We start from the raw sequence: 14451 nt of genomic DNA, 5'->3' as shown, positions 1-14451 counted from the left end.
TGCATCAGGGCAGATTCAACCAACGCAGGGTATTCGCATCGGTGTATTCGGCCACGGCCGAAAGTGTTTCTCCCCGTACATCGGCCAGCGTTTGGGCCGTGTGCATCACATAGATTGGCGTATTGGGCTTGCCGCGATGCGGCACGGGTGCGAGATAAGGCGCATCGGTTTCGATCAGTATCCGGTCTTGCGGTACTTTCTTGGCCGTTTCCCGCAGATCGGCGGCCGATTTGTAGGTGAGAATGCCGGAAAAGGAAATATAGAACCCGAGATCCAGTGCCTTTTTCGCCGTATCCCAGTCTTCGACGAAACAGTGCATTACCCCGCCACAATCACGGGCGTTTTCCGACCGCAGCACGTCGATTGTGTCCTTGGCCGCCGCCCGCGTGTGGATGATGACCGGCTTTTCGAGTTCAAGCGCCGCAGCAATGTGCGCTCTGAACCGCTCATGCTGCCAACGTTCGGCCTCGCCGCTGCGAAAGTAGTCGAGACCGGTCTCGCCGATGGCCACGATCTGCTCGCAATAGGGACTCGCGCGCACATGCGACACGATTGCCTCCGCTTCAAGGGCATAGTCAGGGTCTTCGGTAGGGTGGATGCCGAACGAAAGCCAGACTTGCGGACGATCCTCGCCTGAGTGCGCATACGGTGCGACCAACTCTGCCATATCCGCCCAGCGGTCAGGATGAATCGCCACGCACAACATGCGGCGCACACCGGCTTCGAACGCGGCGATCATGAATTGATCGAACGAATTGTCAAATGACGTCAAATCGAGCTTGTCGAGGTGGCAATGGGAATCGAACAGGTTCATAGGAACATTGACTCAATAAACGGAAAAATCGGTGGTTCACCGACGCAATCGCGGAACAACAACGAAACACGTTGCCCGACATGATAGGCCATCGGACAACAGTGGGCACGTGCGCCCCCCTTAAACCAACCTGAAATAATCAACCTGAAATGACCCCGACGATCACCGTGACGAAGGCGCAGGCGTTCGCAAACGTAGCACGCGGAACCGTTCGCCCATTTCGGTGGGCATGACCAGTTCCTTGAAGCCCTGGGCAATGCGTGCGCTGACTGATCGATCCGTCACGGCCTGCATCCGCCGGGAAAACATGTCCGGTACATCGGTGCCCAGCAGCCATGCCGCCTGGCTGCGTTCACCATCGACCACAAATCCCGCTTCCCGTGCCAAACGGGCGAGCCGTTCAAAATCGACCCAGGTGGTGATGTCCTGCAAGCCGGGATAGACGAACGGATCATCGTGCGCACGATGGCGGTAATGGCAACGCAGGGTGCCGTCCACGCGATCCGGACGGTAGACCTCGGCAGTAGATCCACCGTAATCGAAAAGATAGAGAATGCTTACCGCTTTCGGGCGATCAAACAGCGTACGGATGGATGCCAACCACCGCGGCAAGTCGAGATTGATTTCCGCCGCCACCGGTTCAGGCGCCAAATCGTCCAGCGGCCACAGCCCGGCACAATCGGCCAGAGCAGCACGCAACTCGGGGGAGGCCGTATCGACAACCCAGCCGAACCGCCCCCCAATCCAACCGACTTTCAGTTCTTCGAGCGTATCGATCTGGCCGGGACGCCAGCGGAATCGGCAGGCCGGCATGGCATCGACGACTTCATTGGCGATCACCATGCCCCCGGCCCAGATGTCCGCCAAGTCTTTTGCTTCCCTATCTTCCACCCAAGCGAGGCGCGCCCACAGCTCGGGTTTGAGCTCATCCTTGAGACGAGACTGTTGCCGTTTGCGCAGTCCGGGGCTGATTTCCCAGATCAGATATTGATCGGGCAAGCAACCGCGTGTTTCACACGCACGCAGGAAATCCAAGGCCAGTTGGCCGGAACCCGCACCCAGTTCACAGACCTGCCGCACCGGGTAATCGCACTGGATCTGTTGCCACTCGTACACGAGGCCTGCTGCGAAAAAAGGCGAACGCTCGGGCGCCGTGACAAAATCGCCACCGGCACCGAATTGCACCTGAGCGCTACCGTAATAGCCCAAATCGGGGTGATACAACACCTCGGCCATATAGTCCGAAAAGGATAACGGCCCATCGACCATCCTGCCCCGCAGGTGATCGATCAATGTCATGCTCTTGATCTGGTCTTCGGGCGAAGGAACGGGCAGGGAGAAATCGGGCTCAGGCATCATCGCTTTGAATCGAGTCGGTAGATTTATTGAGGCTCAAATTCGACAACCGGGCGGCGACGGAAGATCTCGACACCGACGCCCCGCGTGTACGGCAAGGCCAATGGCTTGCTGACCGATAATTGAATCGCCTGAATGGGAAATGCCGCAAACAGGGCATCGGCACACCGCTGCGCAAGCGTCTCGACCAGATTGAACTGACCAGATTGAGCCAGTGCAATCACAGTTTCACAAACACGCTGATAATCAACGGTAGTTGAAATGTCGTCACTTTGCGCAGTCTCAAAGATGGGTGCCACGCCCAGCCGAATGTCCACCCTCAACGGTTGCACCTGCTCGCGTTCATGTGGGTAGATACCGATGATCGTATCGAATTCGAGCCGATCGATGACGATCCAGTCCCAAGCCCCATCGTGCAATGATTCCGCGCTCATATCAACCATGCTTGGTCAGAACTGGGAAAAGTCAAATTCAAGCCCCTTGCGTGGCGCCTGAATAAAATCACCCTGAACCAGATCGACGCCCATCGGCCAGAGCAACTGCAATGTGGCCGGATCTTCAACATTGGGCACGATCACGGAAACATCACGTGCGTTGGCTTCGTTCAGCAATTTGGTTACCGCTGCCTGATGAGCCGTTTCCTGGCTGAAATTTTCCAGCAGAGCACGGGAAATCTTGATCTCTTTGGTCTTGAGATGGTCGAGCAGACGGAAGGAGTCGGCACCTTCCCCGAAACCGTCGATCAGCAGTCCGCAGCCCAGTGGCGCAATGGTATCGCGCAGGTTTTCGAGATGCTTGAGCAGATAACCCGCTGTATCGGCACGAACCTGGATAACCAGCAGCAGGTCGGGAAGACGAACACTGGCGAGTCGATTCATCAGCCACTGCGCAAATTCTTCATCGCGAAGCGATTGCTCACTGATGCGCAGATAAAGCTTGATGTTCTCGCCGCGTTTCAATCCGGCATGGACCTCCTTGATCGCACTCAGAATGACCCAGCGGTCGATCGACTGCATGAGATCGCCTCGCTCCGCCTTGCCGAGAAATTCCATCGGTTTGAGCGGATTGCCCTGCTCATCGATCATCCGCAGAAATACCTCGAACCGATTGAGATCGCGGTGCCCCTGTAACGAGACGATTGGCTGGAATGCCAAGAAAAAGCGGTTTTCCTTGAGCGCATCCTTGATTCGACGAGCCCATATTTCTTCTTGCTCTGCGTCACTGGCCGTTTTGAGATCAGGCTTGTAGAACTCGGCCAGATTGACACCCTTTTCCGATGCCTTGTTGGTTGCCCGTTCGGCGCGATCAAGCAATTCCATGACATTCGAGGGCGCGTTATTGTCCAGCAAGGTGTAGCCAATGGAAACATTGACGGTGACCGATGTCGTTCCCAGGGTAAAAATATAGTCCTTGGTGTAGCCCAGAAGGCTGCTTACGACCTGTTCGGCATGAGGCAGATCGGTTTTGCCCAAGAGAATCAGGAATGAATACGCCCCGTGGCGCGCCACCAGTCCTTTGCCACCGATCAGTGCCTCCACTTCCTTGCCATATTCGGTCAACAGGCTATCGATGCCCGTGGTGCCGATCATTTTCTTCAGGGCTTCGCTGTTGGTGATGTCCAGCATCATCAGCACACCCAGTTCATTTTCGCTCTGCTTGATCAAATCAAGCCGCTCATGCAACTGATCGAAGAAGTAATTGCGGTTGTACAGCCCCGTCAGCAAATCGCGCCGTGACAGGAATTCGAGTTGCTCTTCGATTTCGGCCGAATTCTGCTGCTTCGGGGCGACAAACAATTGCAGGCAGGATTCGCCGTCGAAGGTTGCTCTGGACGAGGTGATGATGACCTTGATCCGATCCCCGCCCTCTGTCTCCAATTCAAACTCGTCACTGGCTTCCTCTTCCTTGAGAAACGCTTTGAGCCGCGCCGCGCTGTCGCCCACGGCCCGATCCAGCAAGGGTTCGTCGATCAACTCTTCGAGCGAGTTAAAGCCCATCAGACCAAGATAAGCCTGGTTGGCGTAGATATGCAGACCATCCTGAATGTAGGCCACTGCCTCGTTGGAACCGTCGATCAGTTTCTGGCAACGCAATTCGGCGCTGGCCAGCTTTTTCTGGAAAAGCGTCCTTTCCTGCTCGGTTATGGATGCCGCCACCTCCCGGACCAGCACAGGGATCAGTCGCGACTCGTGCGTCACAACCGCCGTGGCACCCAACTCGTACAACGGCAATACCTGGTCATCGTCGTCTACATCGGCGATCACCAGTTTAGGGAGGCGATCAAAGATCGGGCGGTGGTTATCTTCCAGCATGGTGTCGAGCAAGCTGCCCGAGTGGCTACCGAAGTCGACCAATACAACATCCAGTGCATTCTTTTCTGCCTGAGCCCGAGCCTCCTCGAAGGAAGTCGCGTGGAATACATTGGCCGCAAAACCGTGGTTGCGAAGATGGCTGCGCAGTGTCACCGCATCATTGATTTCATTTGAAAGGTAAAGTACGGCAAATGCCCGTTGTTTGGCTACCTCACGCGTCAACACGGTGCGCCTCCATGATCAAAAAATCCTGCCCTGTCTGGCAAACCGAGCCCAGAGCCAACCGTATTTCCGTTTCTTCCTGCATGACCAAAAGTTCCTGTGCTTCGACTGCAAGCGCAGTCGCGAGAATAATCCGTACCGGGACTGCCCGCTCATCCAACTGGACAATAACGGGCCAACTCTTGCTCCAACGCGTGTCTCCCGCCCGGTAATCACGCGCGTAACTGGCGAATACGGTACCAGAAAAACGTTGTACGCCCATATCGATGGTTTTGTGCTCCGCGTCCATGTGGCGCACCCAGCGCACGATGCCGAGGGCCATCGCTGCCCCGGTCTTATCCTGCTCAGGCCATTCGGCCAGCAACAGGTCGTCAACCGCGGCATGACTGTTGGAGGACAGCCGCCAATGGAATCGAAACCCACTGGCAGAAAAATTGACCACATCCCAAGTACCCGGCTCGTTCAGCGGCTGATGATATCCATTACCACTTCGACCAGTACCGACACCGGCATCCCAGTCCACCTCCTCCCCCGAGCTTCTGGTCTGGATATCCATTTTGAAATCGGCCCCACCACTGATCGGCGCCACTTCCCCGCGAATCGGTTGTTCCAAGCCCTCCCAATCCAGCCCGGCCAAGGCGATGGTGCTTTCCTGGTGGCCTTCTTTCTGGCTCAATCGCTCCAGACGATGATGAACGCTCAAAAAACCCAAGGTAATCAGGCAGGTCTGCTGTTTGCGTTGCCCCGGCACCGTCGACTGACCTTCTCGCTCGCCACGACCGACAAAGAAGAACTTCAAACGATCGAGCAGATGGAAGAGCCGCGACCGGCAAACAGGGGATAAACCAGCCGTCGTTTCAGGCTGATACAAACCACCCAGGTCAAGGAAAATACCCGATTCTGTCAGGCCACCTCGGGTCGTCAATGCCAGATGAGGCATGATCTTTCCAGTCAGATCGATGAATCGACTGGTCGGCGTCGGTTTATCGCGTACCAGTTCAATCGCGCCGCCGACCTGAACCAGACAGGAATAACTATCTTCCATTTCTTCCCGGGTCAGCCCATAGGGGTTGACGACGGCAAGGGTCAACATGGCCACGTAATGCTGATAAATCGACTGCCACCCCACCGGCTGCGCTTCCTGCAATTCGCTACGCGCCAGTTCGACCAGCTGGTGCAAATCAACATACAGTGATTTGGGCACATCCACGTAAGACAGATAGCAATCCATGACGGTGCGGATCGCCCAATCGACACGATCCTGATGCGTACGAACGAGATATTCGTGACCGGAATCATTGTCGACACGCTCGCTGAGCGCGTTTAATTTCAGGTTCAGCATCAGTTGCGCGTAGCGGTACACGCGAAGCAACGCATCAATCCGCAAACGCCCCTTGTCGCTCAAGGGCAAAGGAGACTGGCGCAAATCGGCTCGAATCCGGCCCGCAAGACGCGTCAGAAAGGGCAGGAATTCGGCCACAATCGCGCTGATCTCGGTTTCATCCCGATCCTGCCAGCTGATATCCGCGAACTCCTCGCCCAGAATACGCACTGCGTCCAATGGCTCACGCATCAGAAGTTGGTCTAGCAGACCATGCAAATCCTTTGGCTGCGTCATGGCGATCCTTTCCTTTTCCCTGTTTGGATAAATGAAACCAGTTGGGAATATAAACGGTTTGGCCGTATGAACAAAAAACTCTGCAAATGGACGCCCTGCATCCAAGCCGTTTCAGAACAAAATCCTGCGGATCAAGCTGCTTCTGGACTAGCCAAACTCTCCCCGAGTTGAATAGCAGACTGCGGACGCCAACGCGAATCCAACACCAACCCTTCCGGCAAAAGTAGTACAACCGTCGAGCCCATATTGAAACGCCCCATCTCCTGTCCACGCGACAATCGGATGTTCATCCCGGTATCGCCACCGTAGAGCCAGCGGGTGACTTCAACGCCCGCCGGTGGCGTCACAATACCCGCCCAGACGGTTTCGATCGCCGCCACATTGATCGCCCCGACCAGCACCAGCGCCATCGGGCCGTGGGCGGTATCGAACAGACAAACCAACCGCTCATTGCGCGCGAAAATTTCCGGCACCTGCTGAACAGTGACGGGCGAGACACTGAATAACCGTCCCGGCACATGAATCATTTCCCGCAGCTCGCCATCGCAAGGCATATGGATGCGATGGTAATCGCGCGGTGAAAGATAGATTGTCGCGAACTGCCCCTGCTCAAAGCGTTGGGCCAACGCCGCATCACCGCCCAGCAAACTCTGCACGGTGTAATCCCGACCCTTAGCCTGCAAAAGATTGCCGGACTGGATCGCACCCAACTGGCTCACACGGCCATCGCAGGGGCTTACCCACACAGTGGCGTCATCCGGCATGGGGCGGATACCCGGCTTCAGTGCCCGGGTGAAGAACTGGTTGAATGTAGCGTAGGCCGCGGGATCGGACTCAACGGCCTCGCTCAGATCCACGCCAAAACGACGCACGAACCAGCGAATGACACCCGTAGTGAACGGCGTACGCCAGCGTGTGGCGCGAAAGACCAAGCGCGAGATCAGATGATGCGGCAGCAGATATTGCACCAGCGTCCACAGACTTTGGGCAAAGGTAGGCGAAACCGGTTTGTTTTCATCAGGTGTGGCGTTCAGGTCTGTCATCGTCGATCACATTGTTAGGGAATGGGGGACATGATACTGCCAGTTCTGCCACAATGGACCAACCTATATTTGACTGGCCGACAAAGCGCAAAATATGACTGCATCCACACATTCGGAACCTGCCGGGCGTCACGCCCAAACCGATCCACTCTACCCCCTGATCGAGGACACGCGACAACTGGTCACCATTCTCGATCTGATTCGCTGGGCCAGCAGCCGGATGGACGAACAGCAGGTGTTTCTCGGGCATGGCACCCAGCATTACTGGGATGAAGCCGCCTGGCTCGTGCTCGACAGCCTGCATCTTCCGCTTGATCTGGATGCGGCTCATTGGTCGGCCAAGCTCACCCCCGGAGAAATAACCTTGGTCACGGGCCTGATCCGCCGACGCTGCCTCGAACACATCCCGACCGCCTATCTGCTCAATCGCGCCTGGTTCATGGGGCAACCTTATTATGTGGACGAACGGGTACTGATTCCCCGATCGCCATTTGCCGAATTGATCGCGCAGCATTTCGAGCCCTGGTATGGCACAGACACGCCACCTACATCGATTCTGGATATCGGTACCGGTTCAGGTTGTCTGGCCATCGCGCTGGCTCAGCACTTTCCCGAAGCCGAGATCGGTGCCTGCGATATTTCGATGGACGCGCTCAGTGTCGCCGCCATAAATGTGCGGGACTGCCAACTCGAAGACCGTATCGAACTGTATCAATCGGATCTTCTGGACAACCTGAAAAATGAAACCGGCGCCCCGCTGCGCTTTGACCTGATTATCAGCAACCCGCCCTATGTCGATCCGGCTGAGGCCGAAGACATGCCACAGGAATATCACCACGAACCGGCCATGGCACTGTATGCGCCGAATCAAGGCCTGGCCCTCATCGAGCGCATGCTCGATACAGCGAGCGAACATCTCTCTCCGGATGGTTATCTTTTTGTCGAAGTTGGCAATGGCCGTCGGCTGATAGACCAAACCTGGCCAAGGCACCGGCTTTCATGGATCGAGATGCACAATCAGGAAGCGGCCTTGTTCATGATCGCCCATTCAGATCTGGCGAATTGGCGCGGTTAATTTTTTTTTAATAAACGACAAAAAATAAAAAACTCAAATAAAACAAAATATTAAGAATACACACTCAGGTTGTATTGAAAAATCAACCCGAATTTTCTTGCCAACACCTGGCAATCGCGCAAGAATCGGCTATCGTTTGGTTGGCTATGCGCATAAGACAAATACACAACAAATATGCTGGACACCTGATGGAGACCCCATTGCCCGCCCGATAGCCACCGCGATACCGGAGAAATTGACTGTTTGGTCTTGGCGATCTGCCCAAGGCACCACCACAGGAGTTAGCACCATGGCACACATTGTTATTCTTGGCGCAGGGATTGGCGGTATGCCCGCCGCATATGAAGTGCGACAAGAGCTGGGGAAAGAGCATAAAGTCACCGTCGTGACAGCCGATACCTACTTCCAATTCATTCCGTCCAACCCCTGGGTTGCCGTCGGCTGGCGCAACCGCGATGACATCACCTTCCCGCTTGCACCCTACCTTGAGCGCAAGGGCATCGACCTGATTTCCCAACGCGTCGATAAAATAGTCCCGACAGAAAATCGGCTCGAACTCGCCAATGGTGAAACTGTTACCTACGACTACCTCATCATCACCACCGGCGCGAAACTGATGTTCTCTGAAGTGGAAGGCTCCGGCCCGCACGGTGGGTTTACCCATTCCGTTTGCACCGTAGACCACGCCGAACACGCGTACGAAGACTACAAGAAGCTTGTCGAGAACCCCGGCCCCGTCATCGTGGGTGCGATGGGCGGCGCCAGTTGCTACGGCCCGGCTTACGAGTATGTATTCATTCTCGATACCGCGCTGCGTAAAAAGAAAATCCGCCAGAAAGTGCCCATCACATTCGTCACCCCGGAACCGTATATCGGCCACCTGGGTCTGGGCGGCGTCGGCGACTCCAACGGGATGCTGGAATCGGAACTACGCGGACATGACATCAAGTGGATCACCAATGCCAAAACCACGAAAGTGGAAGACGGCATGATGTATGTGGACGAATACGACCGCAACGGCGAAGTCATCCAGAAGCACGAGCTGCCATTCAAGCACTCGATGATGTTGCCAGCCTTCAAGGGCGTGGATTGCGTGGCCAATGTTGAAGAAATGTGTAACCCGCGCGGCTTCGTCAAAATCGACGAATATCAGCGCAACCCGGTATACAAGAACATTTTCTCAGCCGGTGTTGCCGTCGCCATCCCTCCGGTAGAAAAAACACCGGTCCCAGTGGGCGCGCCGAAAACGGGCTACATGATCGAGTCCATGGTCACCGCAATCGTGCACAACATCAAGGCCGAGCTGACCGGTCACGGCGAGCCCGATACCAAAGGCACCTGGCAGGCCATCTGTCTGGCCGACTTCGGTGACCGCGGTGCGGCCTTCATCGCCCTGCCGCAAATTCCGCCGCGCAACGTCAACTGGTTTGCTGCCGGCAAATGGGTGCATCTGGCGAAGATCGCCTTCGAGAAATACTTCATTCGTAAGATGAAGAAAGGCACGTCCGAACCGCTGTACGAAAAGTACATGATGCGCGCCATCGGGATTAACCGCCTCGAAAAATAAGCGACATCTCGCTTAAGCTGAAAAACCTGCCGATTGGCAGGTTTTTTATTGGAAGCAAGCCCAGGTCAACGTGGATTTTTGTCACCCTCGACGCTCAATGGCAAACTCGCCCCCGATACCAAAGTGCCCAACCAATCAATGCAAAAATAAAGTGAGCACTCCGCCCACGGCAACAGTGGGCAGTAACACACTGGCGACGCTCAGTCCCAATGCCTTGCCGCCAATCACATAGGCCAGCGCGGTCTTGACCATCGTGTTCACCAAAATTGCCAAGACAATCGCCTCAGTAGCCACCGAAGGCGCCACTTGAGCATCTGCAGCCATTTTGGCCAAAGACAGTGACAAGGCATCTACATCCGCCAAGCCGGAAATGGCAGCCAGTGCATAAATCCCGGCATCCCCTGCCATGTACTGAATTGCACGGGCAAACAACATGATCGACACCAGCAGCAATCCAAAACGCAGAGCAGCCGTCAGTTCAAGCGGGTTTTTCAGCACAGGCTCCACATCCATGCCTTTGTTTTGCGGGCGGATACCATACCGCCACCACAACAAGGCACCACCAAACCCAACCAACAACATCCCGCCCAGCACGGGAATCAATTCGGAGGCCAACGCCGGGTTGACGATGCCAACCTCGATGACCACCCGCGGTAACAAGGTCACCGAAGCAATCACGATGCCGATGGCAAGAACCGCCGTCACACCGGTACCACTGCGGGCCAGACGGGAGAACACCAGGGTCAATGCCGTCGAAGAAACGAGCCCACCGAACACGCTGGTCAGGAGCAAACCCCGCTGCGAACCCAGAATGCGCATGGCGAAGTAACCGACAAACGACAACCCGGCCAGCAACAGGATCATCCAGCCGATAACAAAAGGATTCAGCGCACCCCACGGCCCGAAATCGCCATTGGGCAGCACTGGCAGAATGACCAGCGCAATCAACAGGAGCTTGAAGATCGCAAACAGCTCGGCTTCGGAAAGCTTGAGCAGGCCGCGATGCAAAATCGCCTTCATACCCAAGAGAATGGTGATGGCCACGGCGGATACTACGGCGGTGTAGATATAACCGGCTACGGCCGTAGCACCCAGAATGAAGGTGAGCAAACTCGCGACTTCAGTCGTGATCCCGACCCCGTTATCTTGCCGGTTTGCGGCCCAATAGCTGGCCACCAGAATGGCCGACAAGCCCAGCACCACGGCCACGAGTACCCAAACGCCGAAATGAGCCGACAAGATACCCGTCAGCCCGCCAGTCAGGCCGATCAAGCCGAACGTACGCACACCGGCGACCCGTCGCCCATCCTCGGCGCTACGTTCATGCCAACCACGCTCAAGCCCGATCAACAGGCCGATTCCCAAGGCTATGCCCAAGCTTTGCAGCAGCATCAAGGGATCGTTGTACGGCATGTTCAACAGGCAGCCTACTGATTTTCCGAAAGCATCTCTGAAAACGCTTCCCGTAGAATCAATGCTGCCCGCTCTGTAGCTTTTCCATGATGGCGAAAATCAGACCAGAGAAAAGGAACGTCACATGGATACCCACCAACCAGGCCAGGTGGCGATCGGCCAATGTATCCACGTTCATGAACGCCTTGAGCAGCTCGATCCCCGAAATTGCCACCATCGAACCGATCAGCTTGATCTTGAGGTCGCTGAAACCGATCGAACCCATCCAGTCCGGCCGATCTGCATGCGCATGAAGATCTTCCATCTTGGACACGAAGTTCTCATAACCGGAAAACATGATAATGATCAACAGGTTCATCAACAGGGACACATCCACAAGCGTCAGCACACCGACAATGACCTGTCCTTCGTCCATCGTGCTCACGTGGGAGACCAAATGCCAGGTCTCCTTGCCGAACTTCATCAGCAGCACACCCATCGCCACGACCAGGCCGAGATAAATCGGCGCCATCAACCACCGGCTGGCAAACAGGAAATGCTCGAAACCGCTCTCGAAATGTTTCACCGCACTTCGCGGTTTCGCCACCGAATCATTAGACATGACAACGCCCTCAATAAATTAATTGATCATCTAGAGTGGAATCATATCATTACCGCTAATACGGTTATCCTGATTAGGCAAAATTCAGTAACCGAACCACAACGATCTATTTGCCGAGATACCCCGGCGCAATGCGTTCAAGTCGAGTGGTTTGCAGCGGACAACCTTCGGCGCAGACACTCGGCGTTTGCAACGAATCATAGTTGTCGCGGGTAAAAGGTTGTCCCGGCACCCACTCCAGTACCCTGGCCTGCAACCGTGCGGCCCAGTCCGGCAAGCCGATCACCAGACGGGGATGACCCGAGGTTTTGGCCGCATAGGCGACCAACTCACGCAATCGATATTCGGTGGGGCCGCACAGATCGATGCGCTTACCAATGGTGGAAGTATCCGTAATTGCCGCCGCGAACTGATCTGCCACATCCCCTACATACACAGGGGCAAAACGCGCATCGGCACAGGCCAGCGGGAATACTCCGGGTATCAGTCGCGCTAACCGGGCAAACCGATTCAGAAATGAATCCTGCGGGCCAAAAATAACCGATGGCCGGAAACTCGTGACCGCGATCCCGTGCTGTTCGCCAAACTCATGCGCCCAATCCTCGGCCTTACCCTTGCTGCGCAGATAGAAACTGCTGCCGTTGTTCGCATCGGCACCGAGTGCGCTCATATGCAGATAACGTTTGACGCCCGCATTTGCAGCCGCCTTGAGCGCTATTTGTGTCGTGTGGACATGCGCCTGCTCGAATCCCTTACCGTCATACCGTGGCTCGTTGAGTATCCCGATCAGATTGATCAGAATCGAGCCTTCAGACAAAACCTCATGCCAGTTCTGTTCGCTGCGGTCATTGGCCATGTCCGCAGCGGCAGGCGTTCCACCGATCAAACGCACCCCGCGCATCAGAGCCATATCACGATGGCGCGCGGCATGGCGGGTCGGAATCGTTACCGAATACCCCTGTTGACTCAGCAAAGAGGCCAGCACACGACCGACAAATCCCGTACCGCCCAGAAGAACGACCTCTTTTGACCTATCTTGATTCGATATCGTCGTCATATTCCCTACCCCTTGAAAAGTTCGCCGACCAACACTCGAATGCAGCGGCCTCACGATATACTCAAAACATGATTTGTTTTTTAAAACTCAATGACCCCACTTAATCTTATAGGACGCCTGCTTTGTGAATGCTCATTCGAATGCCTCAGAACCAATCAACTGCCCCTATCTCGTCATCGGTGGCGGCATCAGTGGCCTGGCAACCGCCTACCATCTCACGCAAATGGGCAAAACAGTCACGCTGCTGGAGGCCTCATCCCGGGTTGGCGGAGCCGTGGGGAGTGTGCAAGAAGACGGCTGGTTGCGCGAACTCGGGCCCAACAGCCTGATGCAAACGCCCCAAATGGCTGCACTTTTAAGCGCGCTTGATCTGGGCAGCGAAATCATCGAAGCCAATGCCTTGGCCAAAAAGCGATTCGTAGCCAAAAACGGGCATCCCGTGGCGTTGCCGGGAAATCCTCTGGAGCTGTTCACCAGCCCGCTTTTCAGTATGGGTGATCTATGGCATCTGGCACGCGAAGCCTGGATAAAACCCGTCGACAAGGAAGAAACCATAGCCGAATTCGTCAAGCGGCGTCTGGGCCAAGGCTTTCTCGACTGGGCTGTCGACCCTTTCGTATCGGGCGTGTATGCGGGTGACCCGAACCGACTGTCCGTGCAGGCAGCCATCCCCAAAATCTACGCCCTTGAACACGAGTCAGGCTCCCTGATTCGCGGCGGCATTGCAAAAATGAAAGCGGCCAAGGCCAACCCGGCTCCGGTCACCCAACCTGCGAAGGGCAAGCTGTTCAGTTTCAAGCGAGGGCTGCAAACACTCACCGACGCACTGGCATCGGCCATCACGACATCGGGCCGGGGCGACATTCAGCTCGACTCTGCCATCACCCACATCCGGCAACTGCCCGAGGGCGGTTGGTCGGTGGAATCTAATCAAGGCAAAACATTTCACACCAGACAACTCATATTGAGCACGCCCGCGCATATCAGTGCCCAATTACTTGGCGAAGTGGACGGTGTATTGGCCGAATCGCTGGCCGCCATCGAATATCCCCCCGTCTCATCCGTCGTCATGGGGTTCGATCGGTCTGAAGTGGCGCATCCACTGGATGGGTTCGGCTTGCTGCTGCCTTCCAAGGAGAAAAAACGCACCTTGGGCGTTCTGTTCTCCTCGACTTTATTTGCGAATCGCACACCGGATGAAAAGGTCCTGCTCACCGCATTTATCGGCGGACGCAAGCACCCCGAGGCGGCAGAAGGAAGTGATCAGGAACTCTTGGATCGCGTTCTGGGCGATCTTTCGCCGCTGCTCGGCATCAAGGGCAAGCCGGAATTCTTGCGCGTGAAATACTGGGCACGGGCCATTCCACAGTACG

12 protein-coding genes are annotated in these 14451 nt (G+C 55.8%); 3 read left to right on the top strand and 9 right to left on the bottom strand.

Annotated features, from left to right (window positions below; translation table 11 throughout):
- Positions 1-4: 4 nt before the first annotated feature.
- The 6 genes from PHD44_RS07525 to asd form a co-directional block, all read right to left on the bottom strand.
- Entirely contained in the window at positions 5-814 is an 810-nt protein-coding gene (locus tag PHD44_RS07525; RefSeq protein ID WP_300189893.1) for a TatD family hydrolase, read from the bottom strand.
- 162 nt (positions 815-976) lie between these two features.
- Complete coding sequence (locus tag PHD44_RS07520) at positions 977-2173, bottom strand: SAM-dependent methyltransferase (protein WP_300189892.1); 1197 nt, start codon at positions 2171-2173, stop codon at positions 977-979.
- 23 nt (positions 2174-2196) lie between these two features.
- Positions 2197-2604 carry a dihydroneopterin aldolase gene (gene folB / locus PHD44_RS07515; protein ID WP_300189889.1) on the bottom strand — a complete coding sequence of 136 codons (408 nt, stop codon included), beginning with the start codon at positions 2602-2604 and terminating at the stop codon, positions 2197-2199.
- Between the two features lie 15 nt (positions 2605-2619).
- Entirely contained in the window at positions 2620-4707 is a 2088-nt protein-coding gene (locus tag PHD44_RS07510; RefSeq protein ID WP_300189887.1) for an EAL domain-containing protein, read from the bottom strand.
- Positions 4694-6322 carry a hypothetical protein gene (locus PHD44_RS07505; protein ID WP_300189884.1) on the bottom strand — a complete coding sequence of 543 codons (1629 nt, stop codon included), beginning with the start codon at positions 6320-6322 and terminating at the stop codon, positions 4694-4696. Before PHD44_RS07505 ends, PHD44_RS07510 begins: the two co-directional genes overlap by 14 nt.
- Positions 6323-6453: 131 nt before the next feature.
- Positions 6454-7365 (bottom strand): archaetidylserine decarboxylase, encoded by a 912-nt coding sequence (gene asd, locus PHD44_RS07500; protein ID WP_300189881.1) that lies wholly within the window; start codon positions 7363-7365, stop codon positions 6454-6456.
- Between the two features lie 94 nt (positions 7366-7459).
- On the opposite strand from asd, the gene prmB reads away from it, so the two are divergent.
- Both prmB and PHD44_RS07490 read left to right on the top strand, forming a co-directional pair.
- Entirely contained in the window at positions 7460-8440 is a 981-nt protein-coding gene (prmB, locus tag PHD44_RS07495) for a 50S ribosomal protein L3 N(5)-glutamine methyltransferase (RefSeq protein ID WP_300189879.1), read from the top strand.
- 289 nt (positions 8441-8729) lie between these two features.
- Positions 8730-10007, top strand: coding sequence for an FAD/NAD(P)-binding oxidoreductase (locus tag PHD44_RS07490; protein WP_300189876.1), 1278 nt, complete (start codon positions 8730-8732; stop codon positions 10005-10007).
- A gap of 135 nt (positions 10008-10142) precedes the next feature.
- On the opposite strand, the gene PHD44_RS07485 is transcribed toward PHD44_RS07490, so the two are convergent.
- The 3 genes from PHD44_RS07485 to PHD44_RS07475 form a co-directional block, all read right to left on the bottom strand.
- A complete protein-coding gene (locus PHD44_RS07485; RefSeq protein WP_300189930.1) occupies positions 10143-11420 on the bottom strand; it encodes an MgtC/SapB family protein in 1278 nt (425 codons plus the stop codon).
- A gap of 58 nt (positions 11421-11478) precedes the next feature.
- Entirely contained in the window at positions 11479-12021 is a 543-nt protein-coding gene (locus PHD44_RS07480) for a TIGR00645 family protein (protein ID WP_300189874.1), read from the bottom strand.
- A 106-nt stretch (positions 12022-12127) separates the two neighbouring features.
- Complete coding sequence (locus tag PHD44_RS07475) at positions 12128-13078, bottom strand: complex I NDUFA9 subunit family protein (RefSeq protein ID WP_300189872.1); 951 nt, start codon at positions 13076-13078, stop codon at positions 12128-12130.
- A 124-nt stretch (positions 13079-13202) separates the two neighbouring features.
- Here PHD44_RS07475 and hemG point away from each other — a divergent pair.
- Positions 13203-14451: protoporphyrinogen oxidase (gene hemG / locus PHD44_RS07470; RefSeq protein WP_300189870.1), on the top strand; the 1249-nt coding region annotated here is incomplete at its 3' end.

Origin of the sequence: Halothiobacillus sp. (assembly GCF_028710545.1) — a bacterium.
Lineage (GTDB): Bacteria > Pseudomonadota > Gammaproteobacteria > Halothiobacillales > Halothiobacillaceae > Halothiobacillus.
The sequence above is the reverse complement of the archived record's forward strand: the minus strand, read 5'-3'. Positions and strand labels throughout refer to the sequence as shown.

Excerpts from the sequence above, each read along its gene's own strand:
- PHD44_RS07525 (WP_300189893.1), bottom strand. The coding sequence starts at position 814 with ATGAACCTGTTCGATTCCCATTGCCACCTCGACAAGCTCGATTTGACG.
- PHD44_RS07520 (WP_300189892.1), bottom strand. The coding sequence starts at position 2,173 with ATGATGCCTGAGCCCGATTTCTCCCTGCCCGTTCCTTCGCCCGAAGAC.
- folB (WP_300189889.1), bottom strand. The coding sequence starts at position 2,604 with ATGAGCGCGGAATCATTGCACGATGGGGCTTGGGACTGGATCGTCATC.
- PHD44_RS07505 (WP_300189884.1), bottom strand. The coding sequence starts at position 6,322 with ATGACGCAGCCAAAGGATTTGCATGGTCTGCTAGACCAACTTCTGATG.
- asd (WP_300189881.1), bottom strand. The coding sequence starts at position 7,365 with ATGACAGACCTGAACGCCACACCTGATGAAAACAAACCGGTTTCGCCT.
- prmB (WP_300189879.1), top strand. The coding sequence starts at position 7,460 with ATGACTGCATCCACACATTCGGAACCTGCCGGGCGTCACGCCCAAACC.
- PHD44_RS07490 (WP_300189876.1), top strand. The coding sequence starts at position 8,730 with ATGGCACACATTGTTATTCTTGGCGCAGGGATTGGCGGTATGCCCGCC.
- PHD44_RS07485 (WP_300189930.1), bottom strand. The coding sequence starts at position 11,420 with ATGCCGTACAACGATCCCTTGATGCTGCTGCAAAGCTTGGGCATAGCC.
- PHD44_RS07480 (WP_300189874.1), bottom strand. The coding sequence starts at position 12,021 with ATGTCTAATGATTCGGTGGCGAAACCGCGAAGTGCGGTGAAACATTTC.
- PHD44_RS07475 (WP_300189872.1), bottom strand. The coding sequence starts at position 13,078 with ATGACGACGATATCGAATCAAGATAGGTCAAAAGAGGTCGTTCTTCTG.